Here is a 14801-nt window from a genome sequence, read left to right on the forward strand (position 1 = left end):
GTCCAGCGTGCTGGACGACGTGACCGACGCGGTGCGTGCCGCGGCGCGCGAGAGCCTCGTGCGCTAGCCTCTCGCCATGAACCCAGAGGCCCTCCTGCTCGACTTCGACGGAACGCTGGTCGACTGGGTCGGCGCGCTCGAGGCGGGGGTCGGTGCGGCGGCCGCCCAGGTCGCCCGGCTGCACGGTCTGGACGCGGGCGAGGTCGCGGCGCGCACGCTCGCCTTCGAAGCCGAGGTCTTCGAGCTGCACGCGACCGGCTGGACGCTGGGTGGCGTCGGCGCCGCCGAGCTCGGTCAGGCCATCTGGCGCCGGCTGCTCGGCGAGTACGGCCTCGACGACGAGCCTGCCGAGTTCCTCGCCGCAGCGCAGTGGCAGGCAGAGCTCGCCGCCTATCGCGCCTACGACGACGTGGCCGCCCTCATCGAAGGGTGCTCGGCCGCAGGCATCCGCCTCGCCCTCGTCACCAACGGCCCGAGCAGCGTGCAGCGCGCGAAGCTCGAGCGCGTCGGGCTGGCGGATGCCTTCTCTGAGCTGCTGATCTCGGCAGAGGTGGGAGCGGCCAAGCCCGACCCGCGCATCTTCGAGGTCGCCCTCGAGCGCCTCGGCAGCGACCCCGCGCGCACCTGGCACGTCGGCGACAGCCTCGAGTACGACATCGCCGGCGCACACGCCGCGGGCCTCGGCAGCGTGTGGCTGAACCGCAACGGGTGGACCCGCGGGCGCCACCAACCCGAGCCCGACCGCGAGATCACGGCTCTCGACGAGCTGACGCAGCTGCTGGCTCAGGCTGCCTGAAGTAGTCGTCCGCGCCGATGAGGCGCTCGCGCAGGGTCGACGCCTCGACCGGCTCCTGCGGCATCCGGCCGCGGCGGCGCAGCTCGGGGACGAGCAGCTCGGCGACGTCCTCGAGGTCGGCCGGGTCGAAGATCGGCTCGATGAGGAAGCCGTCGAGGTCGACGGCGTCCATCAGGTGCTCGAGCTCGTCGGCGACCTCGACGGGGTCTCCCCAGACCTGGAAGCCGCGCGTGCCCTTGCCCTTGAGGTCATCGAGGATCTGCCGCACGGTCGGCGCCGCGCTGCCGTCCTTCGGCAGGAAGCGGTCGATGTTGCTCTGCCCCATCTGGCCGACGGGGCCGCGGTCGTCGCGATCGAGCAGCTGCTCGAGGGAGCGCTCGGGGTCGAGAGCGAGCAGATCGATGCCCGTGTTGCCCGCATACAGGGTCGCAACGGTCTCGTCGGTCTGCATCTCTTCGAACTCGGCGCGCAGTCGCGCGGCCTCGTCGTGCGTCGGGCGCACGGTGACCGTGAGGCCGACCATGATGCGAACGGATGCCGGATCGCGGCCCTGCTGCGCCGCCTGCGCTCTGATGTCGGCGACGTTCGCGGCCGTGTGGGCGACGGTGGTTCCCTGCACGAAGACGCACTCGGCGTTGCGCGCCGCGTACTCGCGGCCGCGCCCCGAGGTGCCCGCCTGGAACAGCACGGGCACACGCTGCGGCGACGGGTCGACGGTGAAGTAGCCGGACGAGCGGAAGTGCTCGCCCGCGAACTCGACGCGGTGCAGCCCGCTCCTGTCCGCATAGACGCCCGCCGCGGCATCCGCCCGCACCGCGTCGTCGTCCCATGAGGTCTGCCAGAGCCGCAGCGCGAGATCGAGGTACTCGTCGGCCTGGTCGTAGCGGGCGTCGTGCGCCTGCATCGTGGTGTGCCCGAACAGCTCGGCCACCGTGTTCTGCGATGCGCCCGTGACGATGTTCCACCCGACCCGGCCGCGCGTGAAGTGGTCGAGGCTGGCGAAGCGGCGGGCGGTCTGAACGGGGTGGTCGAGGCCGGTCGACGAGGTGACGACGAAGCCCAGCCGCTCGGTCTCGCGCGCCAGCGCGGGAATGAGCACTGCCGGGTCGAGCGACGGGAAGTTGATGCCGCCGCGCGCCGCGGTCTCGGGCAGATCGCCTGCGACAGACGGGTAGCCGTAGCCGTCGGCGAAGAACAGGAAGTCGAAGCCGGCGCGGTCGAGCACCTGTGCGATGTGCACCCAATGGTCGAGATCGTGGAACTGCGCGGAGCGGCTGCGCGGATGCGGCCAGCTGAGCGTTCCGCCGACTTGGGGCCCTGCGACCTCGAACACACCGAGATGGATCGTCTTCATGAGTCGATCGAAACACGTCGGATGGGGCGGAACGGTCCGTGTGCGCAGAGCGCAACGAGCCCGATACAGAGTCGTAACGCAGCGCGATTAGCTTCCAGAACACGCACCACATTCCTGCCACCCACTCGTACCCGACGGGAGCCCACATGCCCCTCTCTGCCTTCAGCAAGACCGCCGTCGACCGGCGTTCCTTCCTGCGTCTCTCCGGCACCGGCGCCCTCGCGCTGGCCGGCGCCAGCATCCTCGCCGCCTGCTCGTCCGATGCGAAGACGGGCAGCACGACTAGCGGCTCGAAGAAGGCCGACTACGGCACCATCGCCATCCAGCTCTCGTGGATCAAGAACATCGAGTTCGCGGGCGAGTACTTCGCGACCGACAAGGGCTACTACTCGAAGGCCGGATTCACCGCCGTGAAGCTGCTCGCCGGTGGCGGCCAGACCACCGCGGAAGAGGCGGTCACCTCCGGCCAGGCGCTCGTCGGCCTCTCGTCGCCCTCGATCACGGGGCCCGCGGTCGCGCAGGGCGCGCCGCTGAAGATCATCGGCACGACCTACCAGAAGAACCCGTTCTGCCTGATGTCTCTGGCCGAGAAGACGCCGATCAAGACGGTCGACGACATGAAGGGCAAGCGCATCGGCGTGCAGTCCGGCGGCAACCAGACGATCTTCGAGGGCTTCCTCAAGGCCAACGGCCTGACCGACAAGGACGTCGAGCTCGTCGCGACGCAGTACGACATCGCCCCGCTCGAGGCCGGCAAGTACGACGCGCACATGTCCTACGTCAGCAACGAGCCGATCCTCGCCAAGCAGGACGGGTTCACCCCCGTGCTGCTCGAGCTCGCCGACAACGGTCTGCCGTTCGTCGCCGAGACCTTCACGGTGCTGCAGGACACGATCGACTCGAAGCGCGAACTGCTGAAGGCGTTCCTCAAGGCCGAGATCCAGGGCTGGACCGACGCCGTCAAGGACCCCGCCGGCTCGGCGAACAAGGCCGTGACCAACTACGGCAAGGACCAGAAGCTCGACGAGACCGAGCAGACGAGCGAGGCGACGGCGCAGAACACGCTGATCCTCACCGACGACGTGAACGCCAACGGCCTGTTCACGATGACGCAGGACCTGATCGACGCCAACATCAAGGCCCTCGGCATCATGGGCACCGAGCTCACGGCCGAGAAGCTCTTCGACCTGTCGCTGCTCGACGAGGTCTACAAGGAGAACCCCGACCTCAAGGTCACGTTCACGATTCCCGCCGCGTCCTAGATTGAGCCCCATGTCCCTCAGCACGACCATGATCGCCACCCAGGACCCCGCGGGAGCCCCTGGGCTGGCGACCGGCATCAATATCCAGGGTCTGACGAAGACCTTCAGCAGCGGCCGCAAGACCGTCTCGGCGCTGGGGAACATCGAGCTGGGGACCAAGAAGGACTCCTTCCTGTCTCTGCTCGGCCCGTCGGGATGCGGCAAGTCCACGATCCTGCGCATCCTGGCGGGCCTTGAGACGCCCACGAGCGGCACGACCGCCATCAACGGCACATCGTCGGCCGAGGTGCAGCGCAGCCATGAGATCGGCGTCGCGTTCCAAGACGCGGCGCTGCTGCCATGGCGCACCGTCTACAAGAACATCCGCCTTCCGCTCGAGGTCGCGGGCATCACGCCCGAGCCCGGGCTCATCGAGGACCTGATCGACCTGGTCGGGCTCACGGGCTTCGAGCACGCGAAGCCCGCGCAGCTCTCGGGCGGCATGCGCCAGCGCGTGTCGATCGCCCGCTGCCTCGTGGTGCAGCCGTCGATCATGCTGCTCGACGAGCCGTTCGGCGCGCTCGACGACATGACGCGTCAGCGCATGAACGTCGAGCTGCAGCGCATCTGGAGCGAGAAGCCCGCGACCACGCTGATGGTCACGCACGGCATCGCCGAGGCGATCTTCCTCTCCGACGTCGTCGCCGTGATGACCCCGCGCCCGGGGTCCATCGCCGAGCTCGTCGAGATCGACCTGCCCCGGCCGCGCACCCCCGAGATCATGCGCTCACCCGAGTTCCACGCGTATCACGACCGCATCTCAGAGATCCTGTTCGGCGCCCACGGCGGAGCGGGAACGGATGACTGACTTCGAGCGCGAGCTCGGCGGCAGCATCGCCCTCGGCGCCGAGACCGCACGCGGCGGGGCGCGGCGCCGCATGCTCGGCGCGATCGCCGGCATTCCGCCCTGGGCGGGCGCGATCATCGGCATCGTCATCCTCATCGCGGTGTGGTGGCTCGTCGCCGCGACGCTGTTCCACGTCACGGGCTCGGTTCCGACCCCGTGGCAGGTGGCCCGCCACCTCGCGGGGGCGCTCGTGGACCCCGTGTACTGGGAGGCCATCGGCGCCACGGGCGGTGCGGCGCTCTGGGGCTACGTCTGGGGCAACCTGATCGCCTTCTTCCTCGCCTTCATCGTGCTGGTCGCGCCGTGGTTCGACGGGCTCGCGACGCAGCTCGCCGTCGTCTGCTCATGCATCCCGATCACGGCGATCGCGCCGATCGTCACCCTGCTGTCGCACCCGGGCAGCCGGGCGACCTCGATCTTCCTGGCGGCGCTCAGCGTCATCTTCACCACCGTCGTCGGCTCGCTCCTCGGGCTGCGCGCCGCGAGCCCGACGCAGCTGGACGTGATCAGCGCGTACGGCGGCGGCCGCCTCACCCAGCTCGTCAAGGTGCGCTTCACCGCGGCTCTTCCGAGCATCATGGCCGCGCTCAAGATCGCGGCACCCGCGGCGTTCCTGGGGTCGGTGCTGGGGGAGTACTTCCTGATCGGCGTCGACAAGGGACTCGGCATCATGCTTCTGGCCGCGCAGGCATCCGCCAACTCCGTCAGTCTGTGGACCCTCGCGCTCATCTCGGGCGGCGTCGCCGGCCTCGCCTATTGGATCATCGGGCTTGTCGGCCGGCTCGTCAGCCCGTGGTCGACGGGGGAGCAGCGCTAATGGCGGGCTACGCGCTGAGGCGCATCGGGGTCACGCTCGCCACGGTCGTGGCATCCGTCGTCATCCTCTGCCTGCTCTGGCAGCTCGCGCTCGTTCTGCTGCACGCCAACCCCCTGATCTCTCGCACGCCGCTCGGCGTCTTCGAGTATCTGTTCGGCGCGCATCAGACCACGACCACGACCGCGGCACAGCACCGTGCGCAGCTCATCACCTGGATGTGGACCACCCTGTGGCATGCCGCCTGGGGCTTCACGATCGGCGTGCTCGCCTCGATGGCGGTCGCCGTGGCGTTCACCCTCATCCCCGTCGTCGAGTTCATGTTCATGCCGATCGCCATGCTGCTGCGCACGGTTCCGCTGCTCGCGATGGCGCCCGTGATCTACCTCGTGTTCGGCAACGGGCTCGTCACCGCGTCGCTCGTCGGCACCGTCGTCGTGTTCTTCCCGCTGCTCGTGAACCTGACCCTCGGCTACCGCTCGGTCAGCGCGCAGCAGACGGACGTGATCCGCGTCTACGGCGGCGGCGCGTGGACGATGTGGCGCAAGGTGTCCTTCCCGCACGCCCTGCCGCACTTCTTCGCGTCCTTGCGCATCGCGGTGCCCGGCGCGATCACCGGCGCGATGCTCTACGAGTGGCTGTTCACCTTCGAGGGGCTCGGCGCCGGCATCAACACGGCGAAGTCGCACTTCGACTACGGCGGCATCTGGGCCATCGTCGTCTTCGTGACGGGTCTGTCGATCCTCGGCTACACGATCGCGGCGATCGTCGAGACCGTCGTGCTCGCCGAGTGGGGTCCTGACGCGGGCCGGGCGGGCGCCCGGTGAGCGCGCGTGAGCTGCGCGCTCTTCCCAAGGCGCACCTGCATCTGCATCTCGAGGCGGCGATCCGGCCGGCGACCCTCGCCGAGCTCACCGAGCGGCACGGGCTCGAGTGGGTCGTGCCCCCGTTCACCGACTTCTCGATCTTCAGCACCACCTACCGCACCCTGCTCGCGGTGCTGAGCGTGCCCGAGAACCTCGCTCGCCTGATCGATGAGACCGTCGCCGACGGCGCGGCCGACGGCGCCGTCTACCTTGAGCTGTCCGTGGTGCCGAACTTCTACGCCGGCGTCTTCGGCACCGCTCGTGAAGCGCTCCGCTTCCACCTCGAGGCCGCGCGGGCCGCTGCGCTGCGGCACGGGGTCGAGGTCGGTCTCGCCATCGGCATCGACCGCACCCTGCCCATCGAGCAGGCGATGGACGATGCGCGCCTCGCGGCGGAGTTCGCCGGCGAGGGCGTCGTGGCGCTCGGGCTGGCGAACGACGAGCGGGGCTTCCCTGTGGCCGATTTCGCGCCGGCGTTCCGGATCGCGGCGGATGCCGGACTGCTCGTCACCCCGCATGCGGGCGAGCTCTGCGGCCCCGCAGAGGTGCGCGCGGCGGTCGAGGTCTGCGAGGCCGACCGGGTGCTGCACGGCGTGCGAGCCGTCGAGGATCCCGACGTCGTCGCACTGCTCGTCGAGCGCGGCATCGCACTCGACGTGTGCCCGACCTCGAACGTGCTGCTCGGCGTCGCCGCGTCGCTCGCGGAGCATCCGCTGCCCGCGCTGCTCGCGGCGGGCGTGCGCTGCTCGATCAACGCCGACGACCCGATCCTGTTCGGGCCGGGGCTGCTCGACGAGTACGAGACCGCCCGTTCGGGGCTCGGCCTCAGCGACGAGCAGCTCGCGGCTTGTGCGCTCACCTCGATCGAGACGTCGGGAGCCTCCGACCGGGTCAAGCAGCGCGGCGCCGCCGGCGTCGCCGCGTGGCTCGCCGCATGACGGCGGCTCGATAGGGTGGCCGGGTGACGTCCCGTGTTCTGCTCTTCGACTTCGACGGCACTGTGAGCCTCGGCGACGAGCCCGTGATCGCCTACGCGCGCCACCTCGACGAAGAGGCCGGCAGCACGGCCGACCTGATCACCCGCGTCGTCTCGCGCTGGCTCGCCGTCGACGGCCGGCTCGCCGCGGCCGTCGAGGGTCTGACCGATGCCGACCCCGTCTTCCTGGGCCTCCACGTGATCGACGGCGCGATCGACGGCTACGCGGCGGCGCAGCGCCTCGCCGCGCTCCTCGGCGTCGCTCCCGACCGCATCGACGCGGCCTACCGGGCGAGCCGAGAGGATCTCGCCGACGGGCTCATCTCGACCCACGCGCCAGAGGGCTTCGCATCCTTCCTGGCCGCGTTCCCGGCATCCGTTCACCGCGTGCTCGTCTCGAACTCGCCCGAGAGCGGCCTGCGCGAGCAGCTCGACAAGCTCGAGCTCACCCGCTCGTTCGACGAGGTCGTGACGAGCGCGAACAAGCCGGCCGGGCTCACGCCGATCGCCGAGCGCATCCTCACCGAGCAGGGCGTCGCTGCCGACCGCCTGCTCTCGATCGGCGACATCTGGGTCAACGATCTCGCGCCCGTCGCGGTTCTCGGGGCGGCGACCGCGCTGATCGATCGGATGCCTGTGCCGGAAGGCGCGGCGCCGACGGTGCGCGCCCCGCACATCGAAGACCTCTATCCCTGGTTCCTGGAGTGGGCGGGCTCCTAGAGTGAGGGCATGCCCCGCGAGCACGATGAAGTCATTCCGGAACTGACCCTCGAGCAGAAGGCGAGGCTCGCCTCGGGCGCCGACTTCTGGAGCACGAAGCCCGTGCCCGGCATCCGCCGCATCACGATGAACGACGGCCCGCACGGCATGCGCGTCGTCGCCGACATCGGGCTCAAGAGCCAGAAGCGGGCCACGTGCTTCCCGCCCGCCGTCGGGCTCGGCTCGAGCTGGAACCCCGCACTGCAGCGCGAGGTCGGCGAGGCGATCGGCCGCGAGGCGCGCGCCCTCGGCGTCGACATCGTGCTCGGCCCGGGCATCAACATCAAGCGCAGCCCGCTGTGCGGCCGCAACTTCGAGTACGTCAGCGAGGACCCGCTCGTGGCCGGCTCGTTCGGGCAGGCCCTCGTCGAGGGCATCCAGTCGCAGGGCGTGGGCGCGTCGGTGAAGCACTTCGCGGCCAACAACCAGGAGACCGACCGCATGCACGTCTCCGCAGAGGTTGACGAGCGCACCCTGCGCGAGATCTACTTCCCGGCGTTCGAGCGGGTCGTCACGACGGCGAAGCCCGCGACGGTCATGTGCTCGTACAACCGCATCAACGGCGTCTACGCCTCGCAGAACGAATGGCTGCTCACGCGCGTGCTGCGCGAGGACTGGGGCTTCGACGGCGTGGTCGTCAGCGACTGGGGCGCGGTGGTCGACCGCGTCGAGGCGGTCAAGGCCGGTCTCGACCTCAAGATGCCGACAGCGACGGGCGACGATCGCGTCATCGCTGCGGCGCAGTCGGGCGAGCTTCCCGAGTTCGTGCTCGACCGTGTCGTCTCGCGTCTGCAGGCGCTGGCCGAGCGAGCGGACGCCTCGCGCCTCGGCCCCGTGGACGTCGACTTCGACGCGCAGCACGAGATCGCGCTGCGCGCCGCGCTCGAGGGCCCCGTGCTGCTCAAGAACGAGAACGGCGCGCTGCCCCTGCTCGAACAGGGCTCGACGCGCATCGCGGTCGTCGGCGAGTTCGCCCGCACGCCGCGCTACCAGGGGTCCGGCAGCTCTCAGGTGCCCTCGACGCGGGTCGACTCGGCGCTCGACGCGCTCACCGAGCTGATCGGCTCCCGCGTCCGCTTCGCGCCCGGCTTCACCTTCGACGGCGACGCGGAGGCCGACCCGGTGCTCGCGGAGGAGGCGCGCAGCCTCGCCGCCGACTCGGACTGGACCGTGCTCTTCCTCGGCCTGCCCGACTCCTACGAATCCGAGGGCTTCGACCGCGACACGATCGAGCTGCCGGCGAACCAGCTCGCGCTGCTCGAGGCGGTCTCGGCCGTCACGCGCCGCGTCATCGTCGTGCTGTCGAACGGCGGCCTCGTCGAGACCGACAGCTGGGAGTTCCGTGCCAGGGCGATCCTCGAGGGGTGGCTGCTCGGGCAGGCCGGCGGCCGGGCGATCGCGCAGCTGCTGCTCGGCCGCGCGAACCCGAGCGGCAAGCTCACCGAGTCGATCCCGGTGAAGCTCGAAGACACCCCCGCGTACATCAACTTCCCCGGGTGCGACGCGCAGGTCGTCTACGGCGAGCGGGTCTATGTCGGGTACCGCTACTACGACACCCGCGGGCTGCCCGTGTCGTTCCCCTTCGGCCACGGGCTGAGCTACACCGAGTTCGAGTACTCGGGGCTCTCCGTCACGGCGACCGACGGCGGGGCATCCGTCACCTTCACGGTGACCAACGTCGGCGAGGTCGCCGGAGCCGAGGTCGCGCAGGTGTATCGCAGCGACCGGCACAGCGCGATCGACCGGCCGGCCCACGAGCTGGTCGGGTTCCAGAAGGTGTTCCTCGAGCCGGGCGCGGCGCAGACCGTGACGATCGAGCTCGACTCGCGGGCCTTCGCCTACTGGTCGATCGGGCGCCACGGGTGGGTCGTCGACGAGGGGCTGTTCACCCTCTCGGTCGGCGCATCCAGCCGCGACCTGCGCCTGAACGGCGATGTTCGCCTGCCGGCGCAGGGGCCGCAGCGGCGGCTCACGGCGTTCTCGTCGATCGCCGAGTGGTTCGCCGACCCCGTGGGCTCGCAGGTGCTGCAGGGCGCGATCGCACAGCTGCCCGACGCGCACACCTTCCAGCTCGACCCGTCGACGAACGAGGGCAAGATGTTCGCCGCGATCCCGCTCGGGCACCTGCTCACGATGGTGCCGAGCGCGCCGTCGGGCGCCGCCGAGCAGCTCGTCGCGGCCTACGAGCAGCTCAGCCGATCGGAGTGAGCACGAAGACCGGGATCAGCCGGTCGGTCTTGGTCTGGTAGCCGGCGTAGTCGGGCCACGCCTCGACGGCGCGTGCCCACCACTCGTCGCGCTCGGGGCCCGCGGGAAGCTCGCGGGCCTCAAAGTCGCCGCGCTTCGCGCCGTCCTGAAGCTCGACGTGGGGGTTCTTCTTGAGATTCCAGTACCAGGTCGGGTGCTCGGCCGCGCCGCCCTTCGACGCGATGACGGCGTACTCGCCGCCGTGCTCGACGCGCATGACCGGGGTCTTGCGCAGCTTGCCCGACTTCGCGCCGACGTTCGTGACGACCACGATCGGCTTGCCGCGCAGCTCGTTCGCCTCGGCGCCGTCTGATGCTTCGAACTTCTCGACCTGGGTGCGCGCCCACTCGGCGGTGCCCGGCTCGTACTCTCCCTCAAGTGGCATTCTTCGAGCCTAAGCGCACACGAGCCGAGATCCGCTGGCGAGTCGAATCGATTCGGTCGTAGGGTCGGAACCATGGAATACAGGCAGCTCGGCAACTCCGGACTTCGCGTCTCGTCCCTCACTCTCGGCACCATGGGCTACGGCGGCACCGGCTGGGCGACGCCCGTCGGCAACCTGCAGGTCGACGACGTCAGGCGTCAGCTGGCCATTGCGAAGGATGCCGGGGTGAACATCCTCGACACGGCCGACGTCTACTCGAACGGCCTCTCCGAGCAGCTCGTCGGCGAGGCGCTCGGCGACAGCCGCGACGAGTGGATCGTCGCGACCAAGGTGCGCATGACCATGGGCGACGGGCCGAACGACGCCGGTGCATCGCGGCACCACATCATCAAGGGCGCGGAAGACAGCCTGCGCCGACTCGGAACCGACTACATCGATCTCTATCAGCTGCACGAGTGGGACGGGCAGACGCCGCTCGAAGAGACCTGGGCAGCGCTCGACCACCTCGTTCAGTCGGGCAAGGTGCGCTACCTCGGCATCTCGAACTACACCGGCTGGCAGACCGTCAAGGCCGTCATGACGGCCCAGAAGCACGGCTTCACCGCCCCCGTCGCCACGCAGGTGCACTACTCGCCGCAGACCCGCGACATCGAGGGCGAGGTCATTCCCGCCGCGATCGACCAGGGGCTCGGGATTCTGGTCTGGAGCCCCCTCGCCGGGGGACTGCTCTCGGGCAAGTACCGTCGCGGTCAGGACGCCCCGGAGGGCTCGCGCCGCTTCCAGGGCTGGACCGAGCCGCCGGTCTACGACGAGGACCTGCTCTACGACCTCATCGACCTGCTGGTCGAGATCGGCGACGGCCACGGCGTCTCGGCCGCGCAGGTCGCGCTGTCGTGGACCCTGGGCCGCCCGCAGGTCAGCTCGCTGATCATCGCGGGCCGCACCGAGGAGCAGCTGAGCGACAACCTGGCGGCGGCCTCGCTCGTGCTGTCCGACGACGAGCGCGCGCGCATCGACGAGCTCACCCTGCCCGACCTGCGCTACCCCTTCTGGCACCAGCGCAACACGTCCACCGACCGCCTCTCGCCGGCCGACTGGTCGCTGATCAGGCAGTACGTGTAGCCGCTCAGCTCGGCTGGCGCGCGAGCCACTCCCGCACCGCGGGCAGCGCATCGGGGTGGCGCGGGGTGCGCCCGTGCGTCGCGCCGTCGAGGAGGCGCACGGGCGTGCTCGGCAGGTACGACTGCATGCGGGCGGCCGCGCGTACGCGGATGTGGTCCTCGGTGCCGGCGATCATGAGCAGCGGAACCGTCAGTGTCGAGAGCGCGTGCGCGGGCACGCCCGGGTCCTCCTCGGTCTTGCGCATGTACGCCGCGAGCGCCTGGGGGTCGTTCGAGAGCAGCGCGAGGGCCGTCGAGTTGTCGAGCGGCTTGCCCAGGTGCTCGGCCCAGCGGTCGACGAAGGCCTGCATGCCGCGCGCGACGAGGGTGTCGACGACGCCCGGGAAGAACGTCTTGTCGAAGATGCCCTGGCCGCCCGTGCGCGGCGAGCCCCCCAGCGTGACGAGGCTCGCGAGCCGACCCGGGTGCGTGTAGGCGATCTCGAACCCGACGCGACCGCCGAGCGAGTACCCGATGTAGTGCGCCTTCTCGACCCCGGCCGCCTCCATCACCGAGAGCACGTCGCCGACGAAGAGCGCCTGGTCGTAGGCATCCTCTTCATACGGCTTGTCGCTGCGCCCGTGGCCGCGCAGATCGAGGGTGATCACCCTATGGCTCGCCTGGAGCTCGCGCACCCAGCCGAAGCCCCGCCAGATCGCCTGGGTGAGCGCCGTGCCGTGCACGAGCACGACCGCCGGGGCCCCCGGGGCGCCCTCGCCGAAGACGCGGTAGCTGATCTGGGTGCCGTCGAGGGGGTTCTCCACTGAGTCCACCCGACCACGGTAGCGGTCCCACGCCGGTAGCCTTGAGGGGTGGCGCGCGCAGTGATCCTCGGTGGAACCGGTGTGATCGGGGCAGCCGTAGCCACGCGTCTTCTCGACGCGGGCTGGCAGGTCGACGCGACGGGGCGCGACGCCGCCCACGTGCCCGAGACCCTCGCCCAGGCATCCGGCTTCACGTTCGTGAATTCAGATCGAGCGGACGCCCGTGCGCTGCGTGCCGTCGTCGGGGACGGCGCCGAGCTGATCGTCGACTGCCTGTGCTTCACGGAGGAGGACGCGCTGACCGTCCTGCCGTTTCTCGCCGACGCCGACGCCGCCGTCATGATCTCGAGCAAGGCGGTCTATGTCGACGAGTTCGGAAACCACAGCAACTCGGTGACGAAGCCGGTGTTCCCGCTGCCGATCCGTGAGACCGACGCCACGGTCGCCCCGGGGCGCGGCGACCCCACTTCCCGCGAGGGCTACGGCGCGAACAAGGTCGCGGCCGAGAACGCGCTGCTCGACTCGGGTCTGCCGATCACGGTGCTGCGCCCGAGCAAGGTGCACGGCGCCGGTGCGGCGCGGCCGCGCGAGTGGGTCTTCCTCAAGCGGGCTCTCGACGGCCGCGAGCAACTCGCACTCGCCCACCGCGGGCGCGGCGGCGATCACACGACCGCGGCGGCGAACATCGCCTCTCTCGTCGAGGTCGCGGCGCGGCATCCGTCTGCGCGCATCCTCAACGCGGGCGATGCGGATGCGCCGACCGGCCTGCAGATCGCCGAGGCGGTCGCCGCGCACGTCGGCCGGCGCTTCGAGTTCGAGCTGATCGACGACGACGTCGACCCGCAGTACGGCGCCCACCCGTGGGACGTCGTGCCCCCGATCGTGCTCGACCTGTCGGCGGCGCGCGAGCTCGGCTGGCAGGGCGAAACCTTCGCCGGCACGGTCGGCGCCGAGCTCGACTGGCTGCTGCGCGAGCACGAGCTCGGCGCCACGGCGCGCTTCGACGACGACCCGTTCTTCGAACCGTTCCTCGACTACCGGCTCGAGGACGCCTACCTGCTGCTGCGCAGCCTTTCCAGAGAGTCTCTATGAGCCCCAAGATCCGTCTCACCGTCCGCTCGACCCGCCCCGGGGAGCCGTTCTCCGAGCACGGGGCGGCGAACAAGGCGCGCCTCGTGCTGGTGCGCCACGGGCAGACCGAGTGGAGCCTCTCGGGGAAGCACACGAGCGTCACCGATCTTCCGCTCACGCCCGCGGGCGAGGCCGAGGCCGCCGCCATCGCCGAGGTGCTGAACGGGCACTCGTTCGGGCTCGTGCTGTCGAGCCCGCGGCAGCGAGCGATCCGCACCGCCGAGCTCGCGGGCTACGGCGACCAGGTGCAGCTCGACGAAGATCTGGCCGAGTTCGACTACGGAGCCTATGAGGGGCTCACGACGCCGCAGATCATCGAGCAGCGCGGCGCGAACTGGAATCTGTGGCGCAACGGCGTGCCCGCGGGTGCGACGCCGGGGGAGTCCGCGGCCGACGTGCAGGTGCGCGCCAAGCGCGTGATCGCGCGCGCCCTCGAGACGATGTGGGATGGCAGGGACGTCATCTGCTTCGCGCACGGCCATTTCCTGCGTGCCATGGCGGCGGCGTGGCTCGGGCTGAGGCCGGTCGATGCGCAGGCGTTCTCGCTCGCCACGGCGACCGTCAGCGTGCTGGGCTTCGAGCACGCGCAGCCCGTCGTCGTGCGCTGGAACACACCGCCCGGCATGCTTCAGTTCCCGGCGTGAGCCGGCAGCGTAACACTGTGTCGTAACACTCGGGCGGCCGCCCGCGGCCCGGTCATAGCGTCGAGACATGGGCGAGCAGATGATCCTCGGTGCGGCGTTCCGCGCGCTCGGCGCGTACCCGTCGGGGTGGCGGATGCCGGGGGCCGAGCGGCTGCCGCAGCGCGAGCCCCAGACCCTTGTGAAGGCGGCGAAAATCGCCGAGAGGGCCGGCTTCGACTACCTGTACTTCGGCGACTGGCTGTCAACGGGGCCCGAGCTCGAGGCGACCGCGCCCCACCTGCTCGCCCGGGTCGACCCGCTCAGCGCGGTCGCGTTCCTCGCGGCATCCACGCGGCGCATTGGCCTCGTCACGAGCATCAACACGACCTACAGCGAGGCCTACTCGATCGCGCGGCAGGCGGCGTCCATCGACCTGCTCTCCGGCGGCCGCCTCGGCCTCAATCTGCATGTCGGCGCGAACGAACCCGCGGCGGCCAACTACGGCAAGGACGCCGAGTGGGACAGGCTGAACGCCTACGACCGCGCGACCGAGTTCATCGACGCGCTGCGACGGCTGTGGGACAGCTGGGACGACGATGCATTCATCGCGGATGCCGCGACCGGCAGGCTCATCGACCCGAGCCGCGTGCACCCGGCCGACTTCGACGGGGCCTTTATCCAGACGGCCGGGCCACTGAACGCACTGCGCCCCGTGCAGGGCGCCGTTCCGCTCGCGCACACGGGCACGTCGCCGCGGGCGCACGAACTGGTCGCGACG

Annotated in this window: 15 protein-coding genes; 12 read left to right on the plus strand and 3 right to left on the minus strand. The window is 70.4% G+C overall.

From position 1 onward, the window contains the following. The first annotated feature begins 76 nt into the window (after positions 1–76). Positions 77–796: an HAD family hydrolase gene (locus ACM2XV_RS06445; protein WP_487026332.1), complete on the plus strand. Its 720-nt coding sequence runs from the start codon at positions 77–79 to the stop codon at positions 794–796. Here ACM2XV_RS06445 and ACM2XV_RS06450 read toward each other — a convergent pair. Continuing rightward, complete coding sequence (locus ACM2XV_RS06450; protein WP_487026333.1) at positions 750–2150, minus strand: NtaA/DmoA family FMN-dependent monooxygenase; 1401 nt, start codon at positions 2148–2150, stop codon at positions 750–752. The two genes, ACM2XV_RS06445 and ACM2XV_RS06450, sit on opposite strands and share 47 nt — an antisense overlap. 146 nt (positions 2151–2296) lie before the next feature. On the opposite strand from ACM2XV_RS06450, the gene ACM2XV_RS06455 reads away from it, so the two are divergent. The 7 genes from ACM2XV_RS06455 to ACM2XV_RS06485 are packed head-to-tail and all read left to right on the plus strand — an operon-like array spanning position 2297 to position 9921. Continuing rightward, a complete protein-coding gene (locus tag ACM2XV_RS06455; RefSeq protein ID WP_487026334.1) occupies positions 2297–3412 on the plus strand; it encodes an ABC transporter substrate-binding protein in 1116 nt (371 codons plus the stop codon). 10 nt (positions 3413–3422) lie between these two features. Next, complete coding sequence (locus ACM2XV_RS06460; RefSeq protein ID WP_344775399.1) at positions 3423–4259, plus strand: ABC transporter ATP-binding protein; 837 nt, start codon at positions 3423–3425, stop codon at positions 4257–4259. Continuing rightward, on the plus strand, positions 4252–5115 hold the full coding sequence (locus ACM2XV_RS06465) for an ABC transporter permease (RefSeq protein ID WP_344775401.1): 864 nt from the start codon (positions 4252–4254) through the stop codon (positions 5113–5115). Before ACM2XV_RS06460 ends, ACM2XV_RS06465 begins: the two co-directional genes overlap by 8 nt. After that, positions 5115–5939, plus strand: a complete 825-nt coding sequence (locus ACM2XV_RS06470) for an ABC transporter permease (RefSeq protein ID WP_487026335.1) — start codon at positions 5115–5117, stop codon at positions 5937–5939. The genes ACM2XV_RS06465 and ACM2XV_RS06470 overlap by 1 nt, the downstream gene beginning before the upstream one ends. Beyond that, entirely contained in the window at positions 5936–6916 is a 981-nt protein-coding gene (add, locus tag ACM2XV_RS06475) for an adenosine deaminase (RefSeq protein WP_344775405.1), read from the plus strand. The genes ACM2XV_RS06470 and add overlap by 4 nt, the downstream gene beginning before the upstream one ends. A gap of 23 nt (positions 6917–6939) precedes the next feature. Further along, complete coding sequence (locus ACM2XV_RS06480) at positions 6940–7674, plus strand: HAD family hydrolase (protein ID WP_344775407.1); 735 nt, start codon at positions 6940–6942, stop codon at positions 7672–7674. 9 nt (positions 7675–7683) lie between these two features. Next, on the plus strand, positions 7684–9921 hold the full coding sequence (locus ACM2XV_RS06485) for a glycoside hydrolase family 3 C-terminal domain-containing protein (RefSeq protein WP_487026336.1): 2238 nt from the start codon (positions 7684–7686) through the stop codon (positions 9919–9921). On the opposite strand, the gene ACM2XV_RS06490 is transcribed toward ACM2XV_RS06485, so the two are convergent. Continuing rightward, positions 9905–10345, minus strand: a complete 441-nt coding sequence (locus ACM2XV_RS06490; RefSeq protein ID WP_344775411.1) for a nitroreductase family deazaflavin-dependent oxidoreductase — start codon at positions 10343–10345, stop codon at positions 9905–9907. The two genes, ACM2XV_RS06485 and ACM2XV_RS06490, sit on opposite strands and share 17 nt — an antisense overlap. Before the next feature lie 72 nt (positions 10346–10417). On the opposite strand from ACM2XV_RS06490, the gene ACM2XV_RS06495 reads away from it, so the two are divergent. After that, positions 10418–11467, plus strand: coding sequence for an aldo/keto reductase (locus tag ACM2XV_RS06495; protein WP_344775413.1), 1050 nt, complete (start codon positions 10418–10420; stop codon positions 11465–11467). A 4-nt stretch (positions 11468–11471) separates the two neighbouring features. Here the strand turns inward: ACM2XV_RS06495 and ACM2XV_RS06500 are convergent, their stop codons facing one another. Then, on the minus strand, positions 11472–12278 hold the full coding sequence (locus ACM2XV_RS06500; RefSeq protein WP_344775415.1) for an alpha/beta fold hydrolase: 807 nt from the start codon (positions 12276–12278) through the stop codon (positions 11472–11474). A 39-nt stretch (positions 12279–12317) separates the two neighbouring features. On the opposite strand from ACM2XV_RS06500, the gene ACM2XV_RS06505 reads away from it, so the two are divergent. The 3 genes from ACM2XV_RS06505 to ACM2XV_RS06515 all read left to right on the plus strand — a co-directional run. Then, positions 12318–13361 carry an NAD-dependent epimerase/dehydratase family protein gene (locus ACM2XV_RS06505; RefSeq protein ID WP_487026337.1) on the plus strand — a complete coding sequence of 348 codons (1044 nt, stop codon included), beginning with the start codon at positions 12318–12320 and terminating at the stop codon, positions 13359–13361. Further along, entirely contained in the window at positions 13358–14044 is a 687-nt protein-coding gene (locus ACM2XV_RS06510) for a histidine phosphatase family protein (RefSeq protein ID WP_487026338.1), read from the plus strand. The genes ACM2XV_RS06505 and ACM2XV_RS06510 overlap by 4 nt, the downstream gene beginning before the upstream one ends. Positions 14045–14111: 67 nt before the next feature. Beyond that, the coding region (locus tag ACM2XV_RS06515) for an LLM class flavin-dependent oxidoreductase (RefSeq protein WP_487026339.1) at positions 14112–14801 on the plus strand (690 nt) is incomplete at its 3' end.

This window comes from Gryllotalpicola sp. CP2-P1, from assembly GCF_057512245.1.

Bases quoted from the DNA above. Each gene is read 5' to 3' on its own strand.
- ACM2XV_RS06445 (WP_487026332.1), top strand. From the start codon at position 77: ATGAACCCAGAGGCCCTCCTGCTCGACTTCGACGGAACGCTGGTCGAC.
- ACM2XV_RS06450 (WP_487026333.1), bottom strand. From the start codon at position 2,150: ATGAAGACGATCCATCTCGGTGTGTTCGAGGTCGCAGGGCCCCAAGTC.
- ACM2XV_RS06455 (WP_487026334.1), top strand. From the start codon at position 2,297: ATGCCCCTCTCTGCCTTCAGCAAGACCGCCGTCGACCGGCGTTCCTTC.
- ACM2XV_RS06460 (WP_344775399.1), top strand. From the start codon at position 3,423: ATGTCCCTCAGCACGACCATGATCGCCACCCAGGACCCCGCGGGAGCC.
- ACM2XV_RS06465 (WP_344775401.1), top strand. From the start codon at position 4,252: ATGACTGACTTCGAGCGCGAGCTCGGCGGCAGCATCGCCCTCGGCGCC.
- ACM2XV_RS06470 (WP_487026335.1), top strand. From the start codon at position 5,115: ATGGCGGGCTACGCGCTGAGGCGCATCGGGGTCACGCTCGCCACGGTC.
- ACM2XV_RS06485 (WP_487026336.1), top strand. From the start codon at position 7,684: ATGCCCCGCGAGCACGATGAAGTCATTCCGGAACTGACCCTCGAGCAG.
- ACM2XV_RS06490 (WP_344775411.1), bottom strand. From the start codon at position 10,345: ATGCCACTTGAGGGAGAGTACGAGCCGGGCACCGCCGAGTGGGCGCGC.
- ACM2XV_RS06495 (WP_344775413.1), top strand. From the start codon at position 10,418: ATGGAATACAGGCAGCTCGGCAACTCCGGACTTCGCGTCTCGTCCCTC.
- ACM2XV_RS06510 (WP_487026338.1), top strand. From the start codon at position 13,358: ATGAGCCCCAAGATCCGTCTCACCGTCCGCTCGACCCGCCCCGGGGAG.